Annotated in this window: 22 protein-coding genes; 17 read left to right on the top strand and 5 right to left on the bottom strand. The window is 35.3% G+C overall.

From position 1 onward, the window contains the following. The first annotated feature begins 616 nt into the window (after window positions 1-616). The 11 genes from QA584_RS20195 (at window position 617) to QA584_RS20145 (ending at window position 8,493) form a co-directional block, all read left to right on the top strand. On the top strand, window positions 617-1,273 hold the full coding sequence (locus tag QA584_RS20195) for a HEAT repeat domain-containing protein (RefSeq protein ID WP_278270912.1): 657 nt from the start codon (window positions 617-619) through the stop codon (window positions 1,271-1,273). A gap of 869 nt (window positions 1,274-2,142) precedes the next feature. After that, complete coding sequence (locus QA584_RS20190) at window positions 2,143-2,478, top strand: DUF3969 family protein (RefSeq protein WP_278270911.1); 336 nt, start codon at window positions 2,143-2,145, stop codon at window positions 2,476-2,478. Between the two features lie 110 nt (window positions 2,479-2,588). After that, a complete protein-coding gene (locus tag QA584_RS20185; RefSeq protein ID WP_278270910.1) occupies window positions 2,589-3,068 on the top strand; it encodes a hypothetical protein in 480 nt (159 codons plus the stop codon). Between the two features lie 243 nt (window positions 3,069-3,311). Next, window positions 3,312-3,518: a DUF2283 domain-containing protein gene (locus tag QA584_RS20180; protein WP_278270909.1), complete on the top strand. Its 207-nt coding sequence runs from the start codon at window positions 3,312-3,314 to the stop codon at window positions 3,516-3,518. Window positions 3,519-3,637: 119 nt separating this feature from the next. Then, a complete protein-coding gene (locus tag QA584_RS20175) occupies window positions 3,638-4,108 on the top strand; it encodes a hypothetical protein (protein ID WP_278270908.1) in 471 nt (156 codons plus the stop codon). Between the two features lie 57 nt (window positions 4,109-4,165). After that, on the top strand, window positions 4,166-4,402 hold the full coding sequence (locus QA584_RS20170) for a hypothetical protein (protein WP_278270907.1): 237 nt from the start codon (window positions 4,166-4,168) through the stop codon (window positions 4,400-4,402). Between the two features lie 59 nt (window positions 4,403-4,461). Beyond that, window positions 4,462-4,776: a hypothetical protein gene (locus QA584_RS20165; protein WP_278270906.1), complete on the top strand. Its 315-nt coding sequence runs from the start codon at window positions 4,462-4,464 to the stop codon at window positions 4,774-4,776. 185 nt (window positions 4,777-4,961) lie between these two features. Then, window positions 4,962-5,429, top strand: a complete 468-nt coding sequence (locus QA584_RS20160; RefSeq protein ID WP_278270905.1) for a hypothetical protein — start codon at window positions 4,962-4,964, stop codon at window positions 5,427-5,429. Window positions 5,430-5,758: 329 nt separating this feature from the next. Continuing rightward, window positions 5,759-5,953, top strand: coding sequence for a hypothetical protein (locus QA584_RS20155; protein WP_278270904.1), 195 nt, complete (start codon window positions 5,759-5,761; stop codon window positions 5,951-5,953). 82 nt (window positions 5,954-6,035) lie between these two features. Then, the gene (locus QA584_RS20150) at window positions 6,036-7,946 is read left to right on the top strand and encodes a recombinase family protein (RefSeq protein ID WP_278270903.1); all 1,911 of its coding nucleotides are present in this window, start codon (window positions 6,036-6,038) and stop codon (window positions 7,944-7,946) included. Next, complete coding sequence (locus QA584_RS20145; protein WP_331487685.1) at window positions 7,936-8,493, top strand: ABC transporter substrate-binding protein; 558 nt, start codon at window positions 7,936-7,938, stop codon at window positions 8,491-8,493. The genes QA584_RS20150 and QA584_RS20145 overlap by 11 nt, the downstream gene beginning before the upstream one ends. A 138-nt stretch (window positions 8,494-8,631) precedes the next feature. Here QA584_RS20145 and QA584_RS20140 read toward each other — a convergent pair whose 3' ends face one another. The 3 genes from QA584_RS20140 to QA584_RS20130 form a co-directional block, all read right to left on the bottom strand. Further along, window positions 8,632-8,964 (bottom strand): DUF4366 domain-containing protein, encoded by a 333-nt coding sequence (locus tag QA584_RS20140; protein WP_278270902.1) that lies wholly within the window; start codon window positions 8,962-8,964, stop codon window positions 8,632-8,634. Window positions 8,965-9,058: 94 nt separating this feature from the next. After that, window positions 9,059-11,407: an ATP-dependent helicase gene (locus QA584_RS20135; protein ID WP_278270901.1), complete on the bottom strand. Its 2,349-nt coding sequence runs from the start codon at window positions 11,405-11,407 to the stop codon at window positions 9,059-9,061. Between the two features lie 171 nt (window positions 11,408-11,578). Beyond that, window positions 11,579-11,782 (bottom strand): DUF6774 domain-containing protein, encoded by a 204-nt coding sequence (locus QA584_RS20130; protein WP_278270900.1) that lies wholly within the window; start codon window positions 11,780-11,782, stop codon window positions 11,579-11,581. Between the two features lie 249 nt (window positions 11,783-12,031). Here QA584_RS20130 and QA584_RS20125 point away from each other — a divergent pair, with 249 nt between their 5' ends. Further along, a complete protein-coding gene (locus QA584_RS20125) occupies window positions 12,032-12,652 on the top strand; it encodes a DUF1836 domain-containing protein (protein ID WP_278270899.1) in 621 nt (206 codons plus the stop codon). 422 nt (window positions 12,653-13,074) lie between these two features. On the opposite strand, the gene QA584_RS20120 is transcribed toward QA584_RS20125, so the two are convergent. Further along, window positions 13,075-13,380, bottom strand: coding sequence for a YerC/YecD family TrpR-related protein (locus QA584_RS20120; RefSeq protein ID WP_278270898.1), 306 nt, complete (start codon window positions 13,378-13,380; stop codon window positions 13,075-13,077). 294 nt (window positions 13,381-13,674) lie between these two features. Between QA584_RS20120 and QA584_RS20115 the strand changes: the two genes are divergently transcribed. Next, the gene (locus QA584_RS20115) at window positions 13,675-13,956 is read left to right on the top strand and encodes a hypothetical protein (RefSeq protein ID WP_278270897.1); all 282 of its coding nucleotides are present in this window, start codon (window positions 13,675-13,677) and stop codon (window positions 13,954-13,956) included. A gap of 221 nt (window positions 13,957-14,177) precedes the next feature. On the opposite strand, the gene QA584_RS20110 is transcribed toward QA584_RS20115, so the two are convergent. Continuing rightward, window positions 14,178-14,570: an FMN-binding protein gene (locus tag QA584_RS20110; protein WP_278270896.1), complete on the bottom strand. Its 393-nt coding sequence runs from the start codon at window positions 14,568-14,570 to the stop codon at window positions 14,178-14,180. Window positions 14,571-15,043: 473 nt separating this feature from the next. Here QA584_RS20110 and QA584_RS20105 point away from each other — a divergent pair, with 473 nt between their 5' ends. From QA584_RS20105 to ilvD, 4 genes are all read left to right on the top strand, one after another. Then, the gene (locus tag QA584_RS20105) at window positions 15,044-16,234 is read left to right on the top strand and encodes an aldo/keto reductase (RefSeq protein WP_278270895.1); all 1,191 of its coding nucleotides are present in this window, start codon (window positions 15,044-15,046) and stop codon (window positions 16,232-16,234) included. Window positions 16,235-16,436: 202 nt separating this feature from the next. Continuing rightward, window positions 16,437-18,503: an SPFH domain-containing protein gene (locus QA584_RS20100; protein ID WP_278270894.1), complete on the top strand. Its 2,067-nt coding sequence runs from the start codon at window positions 16,437-16,439 to the stop codon at window positions 18,501-18,503. Window positions 18,504-18,659: 156 nt separating this feature from the next. Beyond that, window positions 18,660-19,334, top strand: coding sequence for a FadR/GntR family transcriptional regulator (locus QA584_RS20095; RefSeq protein WP_278270893.1), 675 nt, complete (start codon window positions 18,660-18,662; stop codon window positions 19,332-19,334). Window positions 19,335-20,093: 759 nt separating this feature from the next. After that, window positions 20,094-21,752, top strand: a complete 1,659-nt coding sequence (ilvD, locus tag QA584_RS20090) for a dihydroxy-acid dehydratase (RefSeq protein WP_278270892.1) — start codon at window positions 20,094-20,096, stop codon at window positions 21,750-21,752. Window positions 21,753-22,111 lie beyond the last annotated feature (359 nt).

The following is a 22,111-nucleotide window of genomic DNA, read 5'->3' as shown; positions in this document are numbered from 1 at the left end:
CCGAATGGGATATTATTTCAATATCAGATCTTGTAGAAAAGATTGAAATTGGTTGGACCCCTGAGAACTGGATATAGTTGTGGATGGAAGAACAAGTGATTTGTTAATTCTCAAGAGCGGAGGAGTGATTCATGAGTGATTGGAGATTAAGAAATCAAGAAATGTTTTTAAAAAATAAGGTACTAATATTAAAAATTATAAAAATGCCCGTACTTTAAACACATCTACCAGTCATGATCACTGCGAATTTTGCTTTGATAAATTTAGTGAAGAAGGACAGGATATTCACAGGGGATATTGTACTGAAGACAATTACTATTGGATTTGTCCTGGCTGCTATGAAGATTTTAAAGAGCTTTTTCATTGGTGCTAATTTAAATAGAAGTTCTATGCTATAATAATTCCTATAATCTAGGAGAGGATGTATTTATATTGGTTACATTAATATGTCTAAAGGTGGAAGGCAAAACATAAGGGATACTGGACTTGTAGGATGGACTGATGAAGAGATTAGAGATCGATTAAAAGCTCCTAAGACGTCAAATGAAGAGAAACAACGCCTTAAGAAAGAATAAAAAGCAAGAGGAAATCGTAATAAGCAGAAAAGGGGTAATCGATGACGATAGAAGAAAAAATTAGTTTATTAAACGAGTATATGGACATAGAAAAACTATCAGATAAACACTTTGAAATACTTCAAGAATTTTCTATTGATGAAGATGCAATTGTTAGAAGTATGGTAGCTCCGTTGCTTGTCGATTTCATCAATGAAACAGCGAAGGATATATTGATAAAACTTGCACAAGATCAAGATGCCTTAGTAAGAACTGAGGCATATGATTCGTTATCTGTTTTTCCGTTCGGTGATGTTGAGACACTACTAGAAGAATTTGTGAAATTAGAAAAAGATTCACTTGCTCGTAGCTATGCTATACTTTCATGGGCTGATGTTACATGTGGTTTAGGTCATGTTTCAATCGATAAAATTAACAATCTCAAAAAAGCAAAATTAAATGAAAAATCAATTGAGTGCTCATTAGGTTATTGTTACGCATTATATGTTTTTGGTGAAATCGAAATTTTGAATGAAATATTATGTTATTTGAGAAATGATAGTTATCAAATTAGGTGTATGACTATAAATCTTTTAAACGAAATCATTAATGAAAAAAATGATTTCATCATAAAAGATTCAATAAAAAGACTATTAATATCAGAGGATACAACAGCAGTTAAAGAACGAGCGAAAAATTTTTTAAAAGACAACATGTGATATTAATGCCAAAAAAGTATTTGTTTATTTCCTTTTACTGTTGGAGTAGGCGTTGGTGATAGAGTGAGTATATCTTCAACTTTACTTTCATAAACCAATGGTCCTCAATATATACTGATATGAGCAAATGTTAATAAGCTTGCAAAATCCGAGAAACATAAACCCAGGGAAAGAACACAAAAAGTAATAGTAGAAATATAGGGTGAAAAGGATGCATATTTGGCTAATTAACAAATGGAAAAAAATTGCCTGAAGTTTTAAAAAATAGTGTATTTAATGCTGTCGGTTCAAATAACTACTTAAAGAAAATTCCAGGGAGGTGCTGTAAGTCAGTTTCTCCCTGGAATTTCTGTGGATTCTGAAATTACTCGGTGTTTTTCTATGTTTTACAAGTGTTGCTGTAATACTTGTTATAAATAGGTGATATTAAGGCACTTATAGAAATCCAGATTTCATGGATTCTCATATTAGCAGTTTCTGCCCCCATTAAAATTATCTCTCCCCCATTATTCACCCCACAAATACCTCCATCCATCTCCAAAAACTACATTCTGGAAAAACTATACACATCAAAGCCCCAACTCCGCCATTCCCAATTTCTTACTAATGATAAGAAAAATCCTAAATTATATAATTGAATCAAATTCGTAACAATGAGTTACTTGAGTATAGATATCAATTATTTAAGGCGGGAGAAAAAAAATGAAAAAAAATACTTCTTAAGGTAGTCTGTGGAAGAAAGTATATAAGGATGGTTATGATATATTTGGAAAGAAAATTTCAATACACTATTTTGAAAGTTCTTCCGGTAAAGTATTTGACGTTAAAGTTATTTCGGGTGGAGTAATTAATCGAGAGGAGATATGTAATTGAGTTTCAAAATAAGTATCGAAGCAAAGGAAGAAATTGAAAAATTTATACTAATTTTTAATATTGGTATTCTTATAGCACTTAAAAAAGGACTAATTAGTATTGAAGATGCGGAAAAAATTCTTTATAGTCCATACTCAGTAGATAAGTTAAGGGATTTAAGTTTAAACGAAGAAGTAATAAGATTAATTGAATTAGGATGTGAGTTGGAGGATGTGGAAAGTCTTATTCCTTATAAATTAGAGAATTCAATTGATGATATTTACAATAGGACTATAGAATTACTCCATACTTCGCCCGAAATATATTCATTTGAAAAAAAATGGATTGAATAATATTAATTTCAGCTTTTTAAGCTGGGATTTCGGAATATACAATTTCTAAGATTCCTAGTTTCTCTTCAGATTTTATTTAGATTCCCAATGTTAGGAAGGTGATATTAATTATGAAATACTTTACATCAGATTTATGGATAAAACTAAATAGTTATGATGAAAACGAACGGAAGTTAGCCGAAATACAGTGGGATGCGAATAATCGAAAATATAGTGAATATTTTTCTGAAATTGAGAGATTATTACCGCAAAAATTTATTAAAACATATTTGAAAAATTATGGATTTCATGATTATAAGATAAATAGCATTAATATAAAAGCAGAGAAAAAGAAACAAAAATCAACACTTACAATAATAGTTGAAATAGAAAATTATAAAAAATCATTTTCAATAATTTATCAAGATGTGAACCACTGTAATGTGGACATGTCAGATGTAACCAATTGTTTTTGGGGCGAAATTAACTGGGGATATTCTGAATTTGAATTATTAGATTCAGGTCTAATAAAACAAAATATTTCTTGTGATATAAATTCAGAAATTGAAATTGAATTTAAAAAAGTAATAATAAAGAGTAAAAAAAGTTGACAGAAGGATGTTTATATTTTTAATGAATGCTTTAATGGTACTTAATTTAATTTGCTGATACAGTTTCAGAAAAGTAGAAAGAAGAAACAGAAAATAAGATAATGTATATATTAGTCTGGCTTAATATCAAGTTGCCAAAAATGGTTCGGCAAAATTAAAAACAATAATAATTGCAAAGTAATAATAAAATCTAAAGGAAAGAGTATTTGATTTTTTTGTGATTAGAGAGGAATGGTTATAATAATGAATAATAAGATTTATTTAAAAGTAAGTGAAGATGATCCGGATGTTGCTTATCTATACTTGCCAGGTCACCCTGGAGAAAAAAAAGAAAATATTATAAAAACACAAATAAGGCTATATGATATTATTAATAATTATAAGGGACCAGATATATATTTAGATATTGATCAAAAAGATAATATTGTTGGAATAGAAATTTTAGGTTAAGTAAAAAAAGGGGACAGGAAATACTTTTGATATTATCTTATCTTGTTCCATATTGTTAACCGATCTTTGTTTTAAAGTATCCGAAATATTCAATATAGATGATTAAAGGAGGGATGAATTTGCGGTTACCAAAGGTTGATTATGGAGAAGCCTTTCAAGTATCGCTTACAAATGGTTATGGTTTTGTTCAATGCGTCAGAGAAGCAACTAAAACCGAATGTGAGATTATACGAGTACTTCCAGGTATTTACGGTGAAAAAGACAATCATAGTATTGAAAAAATCATAGAGAAAAAGGAACTGTTTTTTTTGCAACTTCCAGTAAAGCATGCTATAAAGCAAAAATTACTAAGACCTATGGGTAAATTTCCTGTACCGTTAGACTCGAAAGCACCTAGATTCTTTAGAACAGAACATATTATTGGTACGGAGTTTGTTAGCTGGCATATTGTGGATTCAGAGACGCTTCAAATTAGACCAGTTAAATATCTTTCACCAGAAGAGAAAAAATTATCCGAATGGGATATTATTTCAATACCAGATCTTGTAGAAAAGATTGAAACTAGTTGGACCCCTGAGAACTGGATATAGTTGTGGATGGAACAACAAGTGAATTGTTTATTCTCAAGTTGAGAGAGGAAGAGTGATTTGATGAGTGATTGGAGATTAAGAAATCAAGAAATGTATTTAAAAAATAAGGTATTAATATTAAAAGATTATAAAAATAGAACCACATCTACCGATCATGATCACTGCGAATTTTGCTTTGATAAATTTAGTGAAAAAGAGCAGGACATTCAAAGGGGATATTGTACTGAAGACAATTACTATTGGATTTGTCCTGGCTGCTATGAAGATTTTAAAGAGCTTTTTCAGTGGTGCTAATTTAAATAGAAGTTTTATGCTACAGTAATTCCTATAATCTAGGAGAGGATGTATTTATAATGGAAAGTTTGCTTAAAGAACAGGTTTTTAAGTATAATCTAGTGGAAAGAAGTATGGAAGCATTTTGGTTAAATTTTAATTCATATGCAGAGGAAGAAAAGGAGGAATTCGGCGAGTATTTTCCTAACTATCAACGGGCAAATCTATTTTGTGAGATTTCTGATATCTCATTTAAACTTAATTGGCCACAATGTGATAATAATGTTATTATTATACATATTCCTATGAATTATAATGATAAGCCTGTTGGGTATTACAGTATTGAATATGATCTTAATGGAGAAATTTTTGATGACTGGTTTGTATGTAGATAATATATAGTGAAAAGAAGGTTAAATAGGCTATAATATGATTCCTCTGTGTAGGAGATGAAAATGAAGAACCTACTTTGGAAGGGGTTTTATGGTCATTATCAAATCCGCTTGTGAAAGATTAGTATATAAATTTTAGATACTGTATAATACAAGAAAATATGGAAAGTTATGGGAGATGTTTTGATTTGAAGAAATTATTTTTTGTATATATCATGCTAAGCGTATTAGTAATTGCTAGTTGTTCAAATAAAGAAACTAACGAAACAAAACAAGATGTTGTTAATCACAACTATATTTTTAAAGGTGAAAGTGATATGTGGGTTGCTGAGTATAAGGTAGTTGGTACTGAGACTTTTACAGAAAAGGATGGTTTACTTGATGTAGAGACTGAATCAGACAATGAGCTAACAGTAACTTACAAAGGAGAATTAGCAAATTTATCATCCGTTAAACATATGGAAATTTCGTATGAAAGTAGTACTAATAGTGGAAAGATGGTAAATGATTATGATAAAGATGAGAGTATAACTTCTAATACATTTATTATGAAATCTGGCGGAAAAAACTGTGCGATACCAAACGAAAATAATATCATTAAAGTTATTATAAATATTGATGGGGTTGAGCATACTCTTGAACTAAAAAATAAATAATAATATGAAAAAATATAAAGGACTTTAGAAAGTAAAATCCATGAAACGTTGGCAAAGTAAGAAATTCAGGTCTTTGCTTCGGTTCCTGGATTTTTACTGCAATTAATTCATCATTGAATGTGCAGGGTAATTCCCACCAAAGAAATATTTGGTCTTATGCTTCATTGAAAATTGAAACAAATATAGATAAATAAGTTTTAGTAAACATATTACGGTACAAAAGCAAGGAAGTTGAACAATCAGCTTCCTTTTTTTATGAAACTGAGAACATTTGCAAATGAAGTACATATAATAATAATATTATTTATGGGCAGGAAGGACGTGTATAGATGGCGAAAGGTGCTATTTCAAAACCGACTTATTACCTTTGGAAGACAGAAGATATGAGCCAGGAAGAGCTGGAAGAGCAAAAGAAATATTGGATGTCACTTGGTTTTCGTATCGTGACATTCTTAGACGGAAATAGCAATAAAGATATACACGAAGGATTAAAGGCAGTCATTAAAAATCACTTATCTGGTTGACATTTGTTGTATTAAATTATATCCTATAGTTACATAATGCATTGCATCAAAGAACATAGTGTATAGAGGAAAGAGAAGAGTAATGAATGCTGAAAGAAAAATTAGTAATTCTACATCGTTAAAAGTAGCTGGGTATGTTCGCCTATCCAGAGATGATGATAAAAAGAACTATGTTTCAATAGAAAACCAAAAAATGATAATTAATAAATTTGCGTTAGAGCAAGGCTGGGTAATTGACAGCTGGTACGAAGACGACGGGTTCTCCGGTTATAGCTTTAAAAGACCTGACTTTATGAAATTAATGGAGGATCTGGACCAAACGATTGATATTGTAATAACTAAAGATTTATCCCGTTTAGGCAGGCATAATGCAAAGGTTTTACTGCTTCTTGATGACATCAAGGAGCGGGGAAAACGTCTAATCGTCATTGATGATGATTATGATACCTTAGAGGATGAAGACGATACCATTGGGATAAAAACCTGGTATAACGAAAGATATGTGAAAGATACCAGTAAAAAAGTAAAAAGAGTAATTTCAGCTCTCCAGAACGAAGGAAATCTGCTTGTTGGAGTACCCTTTGGATACCAAAGAGATAAAAAAGATAAATTAAAAATTCAAATAGTAGAAGAGGAAGCAACCTATATACGGAACATATTTGAACTGTATTTACAAGGGTATGGATACCGGAAAATAGCTGTCATGCTTTCCGAGCAAGGGATACCTACCCCTTCTATGATTATGCAGAAACGAAATCTTTCTGAAGGTAAAATTTCGAAAAGACGTGTTACCAGGGAGTGGTCAGATGGCATGGTTTCCAATATACTAAAAAATGATTTTTATATTGGAAATCTTAGATTACATAAAAGAGCACGTACCATAATTAATGGTATGGATCATAGGATAAAAAAAGAAAATCAAATCTTATTTAATGAAAATCATGAAGCTATCATTGAGGAACCTACTTTTGAATTAGTGCAAGATATCATGCGAAAGAGAGTCAGGACCAATTATAGAGGACAAAGCGAAGAGGGTAATATATTCGGAGGCTGTTTATTTTGCAAAGATTGTGGGGGGCGTTTGACTCCTATCTTGCGTAAGAATAATACAAATCGTAAATATTATATCTGTAACACTTACAATTCAAAAGGAAAACGATATTGTGGATACGCACACCTGATCAATGAAACTACCCTGATTAATGACGTTACTAAATATATAAGCTTATGCCGCAATACCTTAAGTGAAATCATCAAAACCTACGATATGAAAGACTTCGTTCAGGAAATAGAAACCGTAGAGTTAAAGCGTAATAAAATCAAAGAATTAATTCATGATAATAAGAAGCAATTAAAGATTATGATTTCTCAAAAAGTGAAAGATATTTCTGATGGAGCTGATCTGGCTATTATTAATGATGCCTATGAATCTCTGCAAGGAGAGATCTTAGCAAAGATACATGGATATGAACAGCAATTAAAAGAGCTGGAAGAGACCAGTTTAGACAATTCTAATATACAGGCAAAGTTAAAAACTGCTCTTCAAGTAGTGGATGAAATAATAAAAAAAGGCAGCCTCAACCGTAAGGATGTTGAGATTTTAATTGAAAAGATAATTGTAGATAAAGATGGTATGCCGGAAATTGAATTGAAGTATGGGCTTAGTGGTTTAATCAATTATAGTCCCCTTGAGGAATTGAATAAATACGAAAATGAAATTATTCTTGCAACCATGAAGCTTATTAAGGAAGAAGAAAGAACGTACACCTCTGCCAAGTATCTATCAGCAGAACTTACAAAGCAAGGCTTTAAAAAGTCCAAGAAATCGGTACTGCCGTATATTGCAATCATGATAGAGAAAGGAATAGTAGAAGCTACGGAAGATAAATTAAAGCCGTACAATATTGTTGCTGCGAAGGATGCAATCTCCGAAATGATTGATATTTACATGGAGTCTATGACGACCTGGAGGTATGCCGGAAATGGTACTTGAGTATATCTTGAAGAAAAATGGCGTTGACCCGAAAAAAGATTTAACCATTGTACAAAATATTGATTTTGGTCTGACTGCCCAGGCATTTGCTGCAGGAACAGGAGATTATACCGTAGAGTTCGAACCTGGTGCAACCGCACTTGAAAAGGAAGGTACCGGTAAAGTAGTAGCCTCCTTAGGTGTAGAAAGCGGTAAAGTTCCATATACAGCTTATTCTGCTAAAAAGAGTTATATTGAGAAACATCCTGACATCATCCAAAAATTCACCAATGCAATCCAAAAAGGGCTGAATTATGTGAACTCCCATAAACCTGAGGAAATCGCAAAAGTAATTGCCCCTCAATTTAAAGAAACCGATTTGGATACCATAACGAAAATCGTAACCAGATATTATGATCAAAACACTTGGAAGGATAATACGATCTTTGAAGAAGACAGTTTTACCTTGTTGCAGGATATTTTGGAGGATGCAGGGGTTTTATCAAATAGAGCACCGTATAAAGATTTGGTTAATACAGAATATGCAAATAAAGCTTATGGTAAGTAAAGGAGCGGAATTCAAAGAATTTCCCCCAACACTTGACACAAGGCCAAATAAATTAAACTACTAAAAAATAGCTTTAGAAAATAGAAATGAGCCTGTCTATTAAATTCGCGCAGGCTCATTTGTTTATAATAGAAATCTTTATTCAGTAGCAGTATCATCTGAACCGGCTTCCTCTACAGAAGCAGCTTTGGTGGCTTTATCACCAAATTCACAGTTGCAGGCACTTTCTTCCTCATCATCAAAATCATCATCGAAATCGTCATCAAAATCATCTTCAAAATCTTCCAGGTAATCCGGTGTTAAGTATCTGTATACTGCATAAGCAATACCGGCTACCGCGGCAACTGCACCAATTATAGCTAATATCATAAGTACGCAGTTGGTTCTTTTTTCTTTCTCTGCTGCTTCTTTTCTGTGAAGTAAATCACCTAATTTAGCTGCGTTTAGTAATTCTTCAAGTTTATTGTTCATTATAACACATCCTTTCACGTAAAATGAGTTCTATGCTATTATACCACGATATGAGTCTTTTTACTATAGAAATTCTGGAAAATGCATGAAATTACTACAACTTTTTTAATTTTGCAAAAGAAGCCAACATTTTTTTGATGCCAAAATTACTAAAATCTACCGTAACTTCATAGTCTTTACCGCCGGAATTGATATTCGTTACAATCCCAACACCAAATTTAATATGCTGTACGGTATCACCAATTCCATAGTCAATTTTACCTAGATTTTTACCTTCAAATTCTCTGGGAGTTGTAATTCCATAAGGTTTTTGAAAAATCGAATCATTTAATTTATTGTTACTGGTACTGCCGCCTATTCTACCGTCAGGTGCTTTGTACGGACTTCCTCCAGAGGTACCCCCTGACTTGCGGAATCTATCATTGGAATCCGATAAACTCATATAGGAATTACTTTTTAAAGAATTCGTCTTAAAGGGATTGCGCTCCATCGTTAATAAATATCTGGGAATCTCATTAATAAATCTGGATGGCCTGTTAAATTGAGTCTCACCTCGCAGCATCCGCTGGGAGGCAGCGCTTAAACCCAGACGCTTCATAGCCCTGGTAATTCCTACATAGCACAGCCTGCGTTCTTCTTCAATCTCTGTTTCTGGATTATCCGCATGGATCGACATATAACTTGGGAATATGCCTTCCTCCATACCGCATAAATAGACATAAGGAAATTCTAGACCCTTTGCACTGTGCAAAGTCATAAGAACTACCATATTATTGTCTTCTGTGAGATTATCAATATCCGATACCAGTGCAACTTCTTCCAGAAATTCGCTTAAAGTCGGCTGTTCAAGGGCATTCTCTTCATAGATTTTGATTTTACTTTTTAATTCACCGATTATTTCAATGCGGTCTTCGGCATCTTCTAGGTCCTGTGCTTCTATTGTACTGATATAGTCCGTAGCTTCAAGAATCTCCTCCATTAAGTCGGTAAGACTATATTCTGTCGAAGACATCTTGGATTTTAAGATTTCAATCAAACTGACAAAAGAGGAGATTTTAGCGGCAGCCCGTCCCAGGGAAGGAATATAGTCCGCCTGCTTTAAAGCAGCATAAAAACTAATACCGTTCTTAAATGCGTATTCATCGATCTTATCAATGCTGGCCAGACCGATACCGCGCTTTGGTACATTGATAATACGTTTTACAGCCAGGTTGTCCAAACCGTTATCAATAGTTTTCAGATAAGCAAGCAGATCCTTAATTTCTTTTCTGGCATAGAAATTGATACTTCCAATAATCTTATAGGGTATATTCTTAAGTACTAATTTTTCTTCGAAAACACGGGATTGGGCATTGGTACGGTACAATATGGCAAAGTCCTGAAAAGAGGCTTCGCCGGAAGAAACAGTAGATGCTATTTCGCTGACAATACTATCTGCCTCTTCATAGTCATGTTCAAACTGGGTAAAGTGGACTGGTTCTCCTTCTGCATTATCCGTCCATAAAGCCTTCTCTTTTCTTCCTAAATTATTACTGATTACTTCATTGGCAGCTTCTAAAATTCGCTTGGTAGACCGGTAATTCTGCTCCAATTTGATTACTTTGGCACTGGGGTATTCCTTTTCAAAGTTAAGGATGTTATAAATATTGGCACCCCGGAATTTATAGATGGACTGGTCGTCATCGCCGACTACACAGAGGTTGTGTTCTCTGCTTCCCTCTCCATTGATGCCATTTGCCATCAGACTGATTAATTTAAACTGTGCGGTATTCGTATCCTGGTACTCGTCTACCATAATATAATGAAAACGGTTCTGGTAATAGCTTAGGGCTTCCTTACTGGTTTCAAATAATTCCACCGTTTTACATATAAGATCATCAAAATCCAGGGCATTATTGGATCTTAAGCGTCTCTGATATTCCTTATATACACCGGCAAATTTCTGCTTATTATAATCCCCGACGGCACGCAGTTCATATTCCTCTGGGGAGATAAGTTCATCCTTGGCGGAAGAGATAATGGAAAGGAGGGAACGTTCCTTTAATGTCTTGGTGTCAATATTTAAATGCTTGCATACTTCTCTCATTAAAGCTTTTTGGTCATCCGTATCATATATGGTAAAACTGCGGTCATATCCGATATGGTCAATCCATCTTCTGAGTATCTTAACACAGGTGGAATGAAAGGTACTGACCCAGATATTTTCAGAACCATAACCCACAATTTTATCGACACGTTCTCTCATTTCACTGGCTGCTTTATTCGTAAATGTCAAAGCTAATATATTCCAGGGATTTACATCCTTATGTTCCATCAGATACGCGATCCGATGTGTCAAAACACGGGTCTTACCAGAACCTGCACCAGCTAAAATAAGTAAAGGACCTTTATCATGTTCTACTGCAATTCGCTGTTCTTTATTGAGGGTATCATATATACTCATGTTTTTTACCACCTGACTTATGTATTCATAGTACGTTCTATCATTTCATAACGATAACCGGTAAACTGTCAAACAATCCGCCGGTTAATTGCAAACATATGTTTATATTATATCATGAAACTATAGTCAGTACAACCCATACTTTTTAGGTATTTGACCTTCGTTAATACCTTACAGAATAACAGGCGGTATATTTGGTGAAGTAGCGGAATCCTTGTTTGGATTCAGTCTTTTCCTTTGAAGGGATATTGTTCCTAAGGTAGTACCGATTTGCGCCAGGAGTACTGCGATTAAGTCAATTTCATCCGTACTTTTATCCTTTGCTATTGCAATTGCCAGGGAAGCTGCCAAAGCTGCTAATTCTTCCGAAGACATAGAATCACCTCAATGTTAATATATGATTTAGTAGTTAATTCGTGCACACTCTTAGCTCATGATTTTTTCCACTTCAGCGCAGGTTTAATATTTATGCATTATTAAGAGTTATGATGAACTCCGGTCAAAGGAAACGGTTGCGAAATATATCGTAATAAGCAGGAAAGGAAAAAGTTATGAATGATAAAGTGAAATATATGTTTACATATAGTATTAAATACTATATAATGAACAGGAGAGGTGATAATAGTGGATTCTAGTAATCAAGATTACTTACAAAGCTTAATTGACAGCATCAGAAAATTGGATTATATTAATCCGGATGAGATTCCTAATATTGATTTATACATGGATCAGGTCACCACATTTATGGATGAGCATCTAAAATCTTCCAAGCGGTTTAGTGAAGATAAGCTTCTAACCAAAACCATGATTAATAATTATACCAAAAATGAATTGTTACCTCCGCCTAATAAAAAGAAATACTCCAAAGAACATATTCTATTATTGATTTTTATATATTATTTTAAAAATATTTTGACTATTAGTGATATTCAGCACATCTTTAATCCCCTTACGGAAAAGTATTACGGCAAAGGTTCTGATATCGGCTTAGAAGCAATTTATAAAGAGGTATTTAGTTATGAGCGGGATCAGATGGACAATCTGTTAAAAGATGTTATCCGAAAGTATAACAAATCCAGAGAGACTTTTTCGAATGTAGAATCCGAAGAAGAAAAAGAATTTTTAAATACTTTTTCTTTTATATGTATGCTGAGTTTTGATGTATATGTAAAAAAGCAGATGATTGAAAAGTTAATTGATGAATCTATCTTAGAGAAGCCTAAGAAAGACAAGAAAAAAGATTAATGTTATAAGGATTTATTATAATTACAAAACCAATAAATAATGTGAACTAATAAAATATCAGAGACAAAATTATGTGATTTAATATAAATAGGAATCCATAAATTATGTGAATTGAAAAATATATGAATTATAAAATAATGTGAACTATATATAAGTGTAATAAATTTGTTTAATAAAATATTGGAACCAATAAGATGTAAAAACCCTCCACACGCTGAACCGTATGGAGGGTTTTGCTTATATCATGTCTTTTATTACAGTTAGTACAGCTTGTATAGATTTCACTTAGTACAGTACCCATTGTCGACACCAATGTAGTGTAGTCGTAAAGCAAGATAGTCGCCGCCACGTCACATTCCTCCGCCTTGCCTTAGAGTAAATATCAGGTAAAGAAGCTAAACTTACGCAGGACTGTACTTGCATTATTCATTGCCATCTTTTATCTCGGATATTCTGGAGAAGACCATATCGTAACCGTCTTTACCGTAGTTAAGAGAACGGTTTACCCTGCTGATTGTTGCGGTGGAAGCACCGGTTTTTTCTGCAATTTCGAGATATGTCTTGTGATTACGGAGCATACGTGCAACTTCAAAACGCTGAGATAATGATAAAAGCTCATTCACCGTACAAATATCTTCAAAGAAGGTATAACATTCTTCCGAATCTTTTAAACTTAAGATTGCTTCAAATAAATGGTCCACAGCAGAGGTTCTTATATTTTTGCTCATATTTCCATCTCCTGATCAGTGTTATTCTAATAGTACAATTTTAACACGATAAAGTCGTAAAGTAAAGCATTATTTTCCATGGCTGGGACAGGCATAAATACTGGGTTTTATGATATCTTACTATTCCTTTTTTGTGGCTTGACTTCTTTTTGACTTCCGTAAAACTATTCATTTTTAAATACATAAACTACCAAGTATTAATATCAGTCGGTAGTTTTTTTGTGCAGTAAAATAGGATTTAACTATTTTGACTGAGAGGCATATATTGGTTTAAAGATATATTAGGGGTGAATCATGGAAACAAAAAGTTATACCATTTCATTTTTTGGACTTGATCCCCAATACTACACAAATGCTATTATTGGAGATGTATGGAACACGGAAGCAATTAGAGTTAATCAGGAAACCGGTATTAGCATTACTGGAGAGGTACATGACAGATATTTTGTTAATCCAGAAATTGAAGAACTTAACGGTAGCACTATTTTTTTGATTGAAAGTAAAAAAGCTCCCGATCAAGAAGTAACTGACCAGGATTACTGGAATGCATATAGGGAAGTGGCTGAAAAAATCTAATGTAAGCCGCAAGTGGTAGTAATACCACTTGACTAAAAAATGTACTAGCAATACAGGGGGATTGATTGACAGAAAAGGAATTAAGATGACCTAATCCGACAATAGAAAAAAAGTGTAGTGAATGTGAAGCTGTATCCATCAGACCAGCCAAGTTTTAGAAGAGTAAAACCTTTCTGACATTTATGCTCAACCTGGTGGGTTAATGATTTCAGCTGCTGTAATTACTTCTTCTTTAGAGCCTCAGTATCAAGTCCGGCCTGTCTTAATGCTATTTCCGCGGCATTTAAAACCGCATTACAGGTAATAGTTGCCCCAGATATGGTGTCTATGGAAAGACTTTGATTGGCTACAATCGTTTTGGCTACTCTGGGAGCAGCAGTACCGCCGATATCGGGAGTTTCATTTGGGGCGTCCACTTTTAGAGAACCGATTTTACCGTTTTCAGTAGCAGTTACCTCTACGGTAACATCACCGCCATATCCAGCTACAGTGGCAGAAAATTTTTTGTTGGCCGGATCTTTGGAATCCCGGTAATTACACCCAGTTAACAGTAACCCCAAAACGCTTATCAATATGACGCATCGTTTTCTTAGATAACAAAATTTAAATTCCATATTCACGCCTCCATAATTGTTTAACTTTTTTATAAACCTTTGACTAATACTATTATTGTCAAATCTTTTAAATTCAATCTGGCAAAATTCTCTTATTGTGAAGTGAATTAAGTTATGTAAAATCCACAGTAATAATATCAATAAGTTAACTCTATCATCTTGATTTGAATAATACATCTTTTTCAGGTGTAATTAATCATTTTCATTCAAAAAGTAATATTATCTTTTGATATCCGTATTTTAATATCCGCTTTTGTATCCTCATTAATATCCTCGTTAATATTTGAATAATCTTATGAATGAATCTGTATTTTTTATAATCATTCTATTAAATTTTTAAGCTGCCCCCAAATCGTATTAACATATATACAGCAAAATGTTATAATACATGAATACATAAAACACTTGTACGAAACGAAAGAGATAAAAAAGAATAAAATTATTATTTTAAGCAAAGCGAGGAGTAATGGATTATGATGACAAGAGTGAACAACAAAAACGGAGATGAATTGTCAATCCTTGGTTTTGGATGTATGCGTTTCCCGACCAAGGGCGGAGGTATTGATGAGCCAAGAGCTACTGCTATGGTTCGGGACGCCATTGAAAAAGGCGTGAATTACTTTGACACTGCCTATATCTATCACGGCGGGAAAAGTGAATCCTTTTTAGGTTCCGCTTTATCGGGAGGATACCGGGAACGAGTCAAAATTGCAACAAAGCTGCCGCCTTTTATGGTAAATAAGTTAGACAATGCCAAGAAAATTTTTGCCACACAGCTATCCAGGCTTAAGACAGATTATATTGATTACTATTTACTTCACATGCTGACGGATAAACCTAGTTATGACCGGCTTGCGTCCCTTGGTGTTATGGAATGGCTGGAGGGCTTAAAAGCGGAAGGTACGATTAAGAATATCGGTTTTTCCTTTCATGGAGGAAAAGCAGATTTTGAAAAGATTGTTAAGGCTTACTCCTGGGATTTCTGCCAAATCCAGTATAATTACATGGATGAAAATAACCAGGCAACCAAGTCAGGCCTTAAACTTGCCGCAAGTTTAGGAATTCCGGTAATTGTTATGGAGCCTTTGCGGGGCGGTAAATTAGTGAATAATCTGCCAAGTGAAGTAACCAAAACCTTTAATAGCTATGATCCAAACCGTTCCCCGGCTGAGTGGGCGCTAAAATGGGTATGGAATCATCCGGAAGTTACTGTTTTATTATCCGGTATGAGTACCGAAGAGCAGATTGCAGATAACCTCCGTATTGCAAGTGAAACCAAAGCGGACTCTTTAAGTAAGGAGGAACTGGAAATCTTTGAAAAGGTAAAAACTGTTATGCGGGAAAAGACAAAAATACCCTGTACCGCCTGCGGCTATTGCATGCCATGTCCGGCAGGGGTGGATATTCCCGGCTGTTTCTCAGTTTATAATGATAAATACCTGTTAAATGACAAGTCCATGCGCTGGAAATACCTCCAAACCTTAGGTGCCCTGTCTAAACAACCGGCCAATGCCTCACAATGTAAGGACTGTGGAAAATGTGAGACCCATTGTCCGCAGAATATAGCGATTCGTTCCCAGTTAAAGGTAGTAAGCAAAGAGATGGAGGGTATTTTATATAAACCCATGGTGGGAATCGCAAGAAAGTTATTTAAGGTAAAATAGTAGTTGATTTGGAATTCCAGTTGTTACTTTTTTGTATAAGTTTATGAATAAATATGTCCAGGGACCGGAGTCTGTTTTGTGCAGAATACGGTCCTTTTATCTCCTTTTTTCGTGCATTCTGTCATTGTTTTTCTATTTTATACGGAGTATGATTAGACCTGTAATTTCATATATTTATAAAAACCGAAGAGGAGATGGTTTTATGGTTTTATATTATGTAATTGGGGCTGTCGTTGGTGCAGTCATATTGATTTACCTGATTATTTTTAAGATTTTAGGTTTAAGGGTAATTGATTCCGATGAAGTTGCTGTAATCGAAAAATGGTGGAGTATGAAAGGTTCCTTAAAGGATTCTATTATTGCGCTGAACGGGGAAGCGGGATACTCACCGGATTTGCTCCGTGGAGGTATACATTTTAAATCAGTTTTAATGTATAAAATCCATAAGTATCCCTTAATCACAATTCCTCAAGGTCAGATCGCCTATATATTTGCCAGAGACGGTAAGCCTTTGTCACCGGTTCAGACCCTTGGTAAAGTAGTTTTAGAAGCTAATAATTTTCAGGATGTCCGTGGATTTTTGCAAAATGGAGGACAGAGAGGTCCACAAAGAGGAATTCTTAGAGAAGGTACTTATGCTATCAATTTAGCACAGTTTATTGTTATAACACCAAGCGATATTAAGGCAATCAGCTCTGGTAACAAACAGGAACGGACCGAGTTAGTCAGCATGCAGCAGACCCTTGCAGCCAGAGGAGCATTTTCTCCCATTGTAATTATGGGTAACGGCAACGAATCCAGTGATATGATGGGAATTGTAACGGTTCATGACGGTCTTCCGCTGGAACAGGGTGAAATTATTGCAGAAGATGTGGGAGCTTTTCATTCCAACTTCCAGGATCCGGAGAAATTCCTGGAGCTTGGGGGCAGAAGGGGTAAACAGATTCAAGTATTAACCGATGGTACATACTATATAAACCGATTATTTGCGACGGTGGAATTCAGACCCAAGACAGTTGTACCAATTGGATTTGTCGGAGTTGTCGTATCCTTCTTTGGTAAGGAGGGAGTAGATACAACCGGAGCTGATTATAAACACGGGGAACTGGTAGGAGAAGGCTGTAAAGGTGTGCTTGAAAAGCCATTAATGCCCGGTAAATACGCATTCAATACCGATGCTGGTAAAGTGGTATTGGTTCCGACCACTAATATTATATTAAAATGGAATAAAACCGAAACCGGTGACCATAAATACGATGAAAACCTGACGGAAGTGGATATTATAACCAAGGATGCCTTTGAACCCTCCCTGCCGTTATCCGTTGTTATGCATATCGATTATAAACAGGCACCATGGGTAATCCAGAGGTTCGGGGATATTAATATGCTGGTAAACCAATCCTTAGATCCGTTAGTTAGCGCATACTTTAAAGATGTAGCCCAGACTAAGACCTTGATTGAATTGATTCAGGAACGTAGTGGGATTCGAGAAAAAGCAGTTATGGAAATGAAAGAAAAATTCCAGAAATATAACCTGCAGTTAGAGGAAGTCCTTATTGGTACACCAAAGACCACAGTCAATGATCTGCAAATCGAAAATATCCTGACCCAGTTACGGGAAAGACAGATTGCAGAAGAAAAGAAGATTACTTACCAGAAACAGCAGTCAGCAGCAGAAAGTGAGAAATCCTTGCGGGAGGCTCAGGCTATTGCCGAACAGCAAAGCTTCTTAACCAAGTCTAAGATCCAAATTGAAATAGAAGGAAACAGCGGTGCCGCTTTGGCAAGTAAAGCAGAGCAGGAGGCAAATCAGATTGTAGCCCTGGCGAAAGCAAATTCATCCAGAATCCGTCTGGAAGGTGAAGCGGAAGCCTCCAAAGAAACCAATGTTGGTCTTGCTAGAGCCCAGGCCATTGATGCTCAGGTTAAAGCTTATGGCGGCGCCCAGTACAGGGTTATTCAGGAAGTTGTTGATAAACTTGCAGATGCTATAAAGAATTCTCAGGTGGATATTGTGCCTAAGACCGTTGTTAATATGGGAAATGGTAGCAGCGGACAGGGAGATAACGGCAGCAGTACGGTGATGGATACTCTATTAAAATTCATAACCTTGGATAAATTGGGTGTTTCCCTGGAACCTACAAAAGGACCGGCGGTTACAGCTCAGTCAATAGGAGAAGTGGACAATAGCAACAAAGATGAGGATACAAAACTGGTTGAGGCAGCAGGAACAGATTCGAAAGAGTTTTCCTCGGGTGAAGCAAAATAATATTCGTACAAAACCGGCATAACTGATATAGTTTCAGTATGCCGGTTTTTTGAAACGGAATTACTTTGTTTTTGGTATAAGACATCATACAACAGGGTTGAATAAAAACATCATATATAGTAAGATGATATTATATAACAGAAGGGAATCGATACTATGCCAAAATCAAAGATGCTCTCAGAGCGAATTGCCGATGATATTCTATCCATGATTACAATAGAAAAGCGTTTTCTTCCCGGGGCTAAACTGCCCAATGAAAATGAATTATCGGCTGAATTAAAAATCAGCAGAACAACTCTCAGGGAAGCAATCCGGATTCTGGTTACCCATGAGATATTGGAGATTCAGCGGGGAAAAGGCACTTATGTGACAGATACAAGTAAAATAAGGGAAAATTCTGTCCTGGAGGAGTTTGCTACTGTTAAAGTAAATGCAAAGGATATCTATGAAATAAGACTTATATTCGAGCCGGAGGCAGCATATTATGCGACGGAACGTGCCACGGATAATGAATTAAAACGGATATTAAAATATGGCAGGAAAGTGGAAGAAAAAATAATTAACGGGGAAGACAGAAGAGAAGAGGAGCAGGCTTTTCATAAGTCCATAGCAAAAGCTACCCATAATGAGTTTATGAATAAATTAATGCCTATAATATATCAGGGAATCAACAAAGGGGTAACCCTTTCCATTAAAAATGAGCAGGCAGTTAAGGATACCTTAAATGACCACCGTATGATTATGGAGTTTCTGGAACAGAGAAATGCAGAAGGGGCAAAAACAGCTATGAAACTTCATATACTGCATGCCATGAAGGAACTTGATATCTAACAGTGTAGTAGAATAATAGTATTTTAAATAAACTTCACACTTACTTTTATCTAATGTTCTTTTCTTTTCAGACTGCAAAGTTTGGGTATATAAGTTTAATAGACGTATAGGAATTAAAGATGTAAAAAGTTTATGTTATGATTGTAAATAGATATATTATATGTAATCCCAGAGATTATTTCTGGGATTTATTTATTTCTGGGATTTGTTTTTTTCTGTGGTTTACTTATTTCTAGGATTTATTTAATTCTGGGATTTACTTATTTCTAGGATTAATTTAATTCTGTGGTTTACTTATTTCTAGGATTTATTTATTTCTGTGATTAACTTATTTCTAGGATTTATTTATTCTGGGATTTATTTATTCTGGGATTTATTTATTCTGGGATTTATTTATTCTGGGATTTATTTATTTCTAGGATTTATTTGGTTCTAGAATTTATATCCAGGGTGATTTTTTTGATAATTTCATGTTTGTAATAAATAGATAAATCATCCTAAAGAGTATTTGATGTATGATAATGTTATTGACATAAGACAACGTACAACGTATAATAAAAAATACAACACAAGACACAAAACACGTAGCAGACTTACGTAACAGACTTAATTGAAACAGACTTACATAGCAGACGATATAAAAGACGATATATGAGATAACGCAACAGATAATGCAAGGAACAATATCTTAAATAATTATAAAAATGCAATATTAAAGCACAGAAGATATCTTATTATCAATCGGAAAGGCGGTTATTTATGAGTAGTGAGAAGATAACAAAAGGTGTTACAGCGGCACCCCAGAGGGCTTTACTTAATGCTCTGGGACTAACAGAGGAAGAAATTAGCAGACCTTTAGTGGGGATCGTCAGTTCTTATAATGAGATAGTTCCCGGACATATGAATCTGGATAAGATTGTAGCAGCTGTGAAACAAGGGGTGGCTATGGCAGGAGGTACGCCTATTGTATTTCCAGCTATTGCAGTTTGCGATGGTATTGCAATGGGACATCAGGGGATGAAATATTCTCTGGTTACCAGAGAATTGATTGCAGATTCGACTGAGGCTATGGCAATTGCCCACGCTTTTGACGCTCTGGTCATGGTACCCAATTGCGATAAGAATGTACCCGGTCTTTTAATGGCAGCAGCAAGAGTTAATATTCCAACGGTATTTGTAAGCGGAGGTCCTATGCTTGCCGGTACTGTAAATGGGAAGAAGATTAGTTATTCTACTGTTTCAGAGGCAGTCAGCCGCTTTGGGGCGGGAGAAATTGATGAAACGGTTTTAAGTGAGTATGAGAGTAAAGCCTGTCCTACCTGTGGTTCCTGTTCGGGTATGTTTACTGCAAACAGCATGAACTGTTTAACGGAAGTACTTGGCATGGGGTTAAAAGGAAACGGAACAATACCAGCAGTATATTCAGAGCGGCTAAGACTGGCGAAACAGGCTGGCATGAAAGTAATGGAGCTGATTAAGAGAAATCTTTGTCCCAGGGATATTATGACCGAAGAAGCTTTTTATAATGCGCTTACCATTGATATGGCCTTGGGCTGCAGCACCAATAGCATGCTGCATCTTCCAGCTATAGCCCATGAATGCAATATTGAGCTTAATCTTGAGAAAGCCAACGAAATTTCTTCTAAAACCCCTACCTTGTGCCACCTTACACCGGCGGGAGAGCATTTTATTGAGGAATTAAATGAAGCAGGCGGCGTTTATGCAGTTATGAACGAAATCAATAAACTAGGTTTGTTACATACGAATTTGATTACCTGTACCGGAAAGACGGTAGAAGAAAACATTAAGGACTGTCCGGTTAAAAACTCAGAGATTATTAAATCCGTAGAAGCACCCTATAGTAAAACTGGCGGAATTGCTGTTTTAAAAGGAAATATAGCTCCCGATGGATGTGTTGTTAAGCGTTCTGCTGTAGCGGAAGAAATGTTAAGGCACACAGGGACCGCCAGAGTGTTTGATTGTGAAGAAGATGCTCTAACTGCAATAGGTAACGGAAGTATCGTTGCCGGAGATGTAGTAGTAATCCGTTATGAAGGTCCCAAAGGCGGTCCAGGAATGCGGGAAATGTTAAACCCTACTTCAGCTATTATGGGAAGAGGACTGGGAAGTTCGGTAGCGCTGATTACAGATGGAAGGTTCAGCGGAGCGACCAGAGGTGCCGCAATCGGGCATGTATCACCGGAAGCAGCGGACGGCGGTAATATAGCACTGCTTTTAGAGGGTGATTTGATAGAAATTAACATACCGGATAATACCATCAATGCTTTAATCAGTGAGGAAGAATTAGAAAAACGCAAACAGTTATGGCAGCCAGTACAGCCAAGAATTACTACCGGGTATTTAAAAAGATATGCGAAAAGCGTTACTTCCGGCTGTAAAGGTGCGGTATTAATCTAGAGCATATCAGCCATTTTTAAACTTTTGAGAATGCGAGACTTTGTCGGACAATCAAGCCTAAACATATAACGTTTCTATGCAAGGGGCAAACCATTTTTCTTTAACGGATTTATCCTTGGCCAGCCCATTTTAAACAAAGATTTTAGGGGAAGCAAATCAACTATTAATACGGAATACTGTTTACAAACAATTAACAGAAAATCCCTTGGGTTTTTTAACTACTACTTAAAAACCCAAGGGATTTTCTGTCCAGGAGATATACCATAACCAAAATCAAAACTTGTCTTAACTGCTTATAATAGGAGGAAAAGAGTATACTTTATCACTTAGAAAGTTGCTCTTTTCCTCCTGGTTACAAT

This window comes from Anaerocolumna sp. AGMB13025 (assembly GCF_029689925.1).
Taxonomy (GTDB): Bacteria; Bacillota; Clostridia; order Lachnospirales; family Lachnospiraceae; genus Anaerocolumna.
The sequence above is the reverse complement of the archived record's forward strand: the minus strand, read 5'-3'. Positions and strand labels throughout refer to the sequence as shown.

What these genes read in the sequence shown, in the direction of transcription:
- QA584_RS20195 (WP_278270912.1), top strand. Translation starts at nt 617, where the DNA reads ATGACGATAGAAGAAAAAATTAGTTTATTAAACGAGTATATGGACATA.
- QA584_RS20185 (WP_278270910.1), top strand. Translation starts at nt 2,589, where the DNA reads ATGAAATACTTTACATCAGATTTATGGATAAAACTAAATAGTTATGAT.
- QA584_RS20180 (WP_278270909.1), top strand. Translation starts at nt 3,312, where the DNA reads ATGAATAATAAGATTTATTTAAAAGTAAGTGAAGATGATCCGGATGTT.
- QA584_RS20165 (WP_278270906.1), top strand. Translation starts at nt 4,462, where the DNA reads ATGGAAAGTTTGCTTAAAGAACAGGTTTTTAAGTATAATCTAGTGGAA.
- QA584_RS20155 (WP_278270904.1), top strand. Translation starts at nt 5,759, where the DNA reads ATGGCGAAAGGTGCTATTTCAAAACCGACTTATTACCTTTGGAAGACA.
- QA584_RS20150 (WP_278270903.1), top strand. Translation starts at nt 6,036, where the DNA reads ATGAATGCTGAAAGAAAAATTAGTAATTCTACATCGTTAAAAGTAGCT.
- QA584_RS20145 (WP_331487685.1), top strand. Translation starts at nt 7,936, where the DNA reads ATGGTACTTGAGTATATCTTGAAGAAAAATGGCGTTGACCCGAAAAAA.
- QA584_RS20140 (WP_278270902.1), bottom strand. Translation starts at nt 8,964, where the DNA reads ATGAACAATAAACTTGAAGAATTACTAAACGCAGCTAAATTAGGTGAT.
- QA584_RS20135 (WP_278270901.1), bottom strand. Translation starts at nt 11,407, where the DNA reads ATGAGTATATATGATACCCTCAATAAAGAACAGCGAATTGCAGTAGAA.
- QA584_RS20130 (WP_278270900.1), bottom strand. Translation starts at nt 11,782, where the DNA reads ATGTCTTCGGAAGAATTAGCAGCTTTGGCAGCTTCCCTGGCAATTGCA.
- QA584_RS20120 (WP_278270898.1), bottom strand. Translation starts at nt 13,380, where the DNA reads ATGAGCAAAAATATAAGAACCTCTGCTGTGGACCATTTATTTGAAGCA.
- QA584_RS20115 (WP_278270897.1), top strand. Translation starts at nt 13,675, where the DNA reads ATGGAAACAAAAAGTTATACCATTTCATTTTTTGGACTTGATCCCCAA.
- QA584_RS20110 (WP_278270896.1), bottom strand. Translation starts at nt 14,570, where the DNA reads ATGGAATTTAAATTTTGTTATCTAAGAAAACGATGCGTCATATTGATA.
- QA584_RS20105 (WP_278270895.1), top strand. Translation starts at nt 15,044, where the DNA reads ATGATGACAAGAGTGAACAACAAAAACGGAGATGAATTGTCAATCCTT.
- QA584_RS20100 (WP_278270894.1), top strand. Translation starts at nt 16,437, where the DNA reads ATGGTTTTATATTATGTAATTGGGGCTGTCGTTGGTGCAGTCATATTG.
- QA584_RS20095 (WP_278270893.1), top strand. Translation starts at nt 18,660, where the DNA reads ATGCCAAAATCAAAGATGCTCTCAGAGCGAATTGCCGATGATATTCTA.
- ilvD (WP_278270892.1), top strand. Translation starts at nt 20,094, where the DNA reads ATGAGTAGTGAGAAGATAACAAAAGGTGTTACAGCGGCACCCCAGAGG.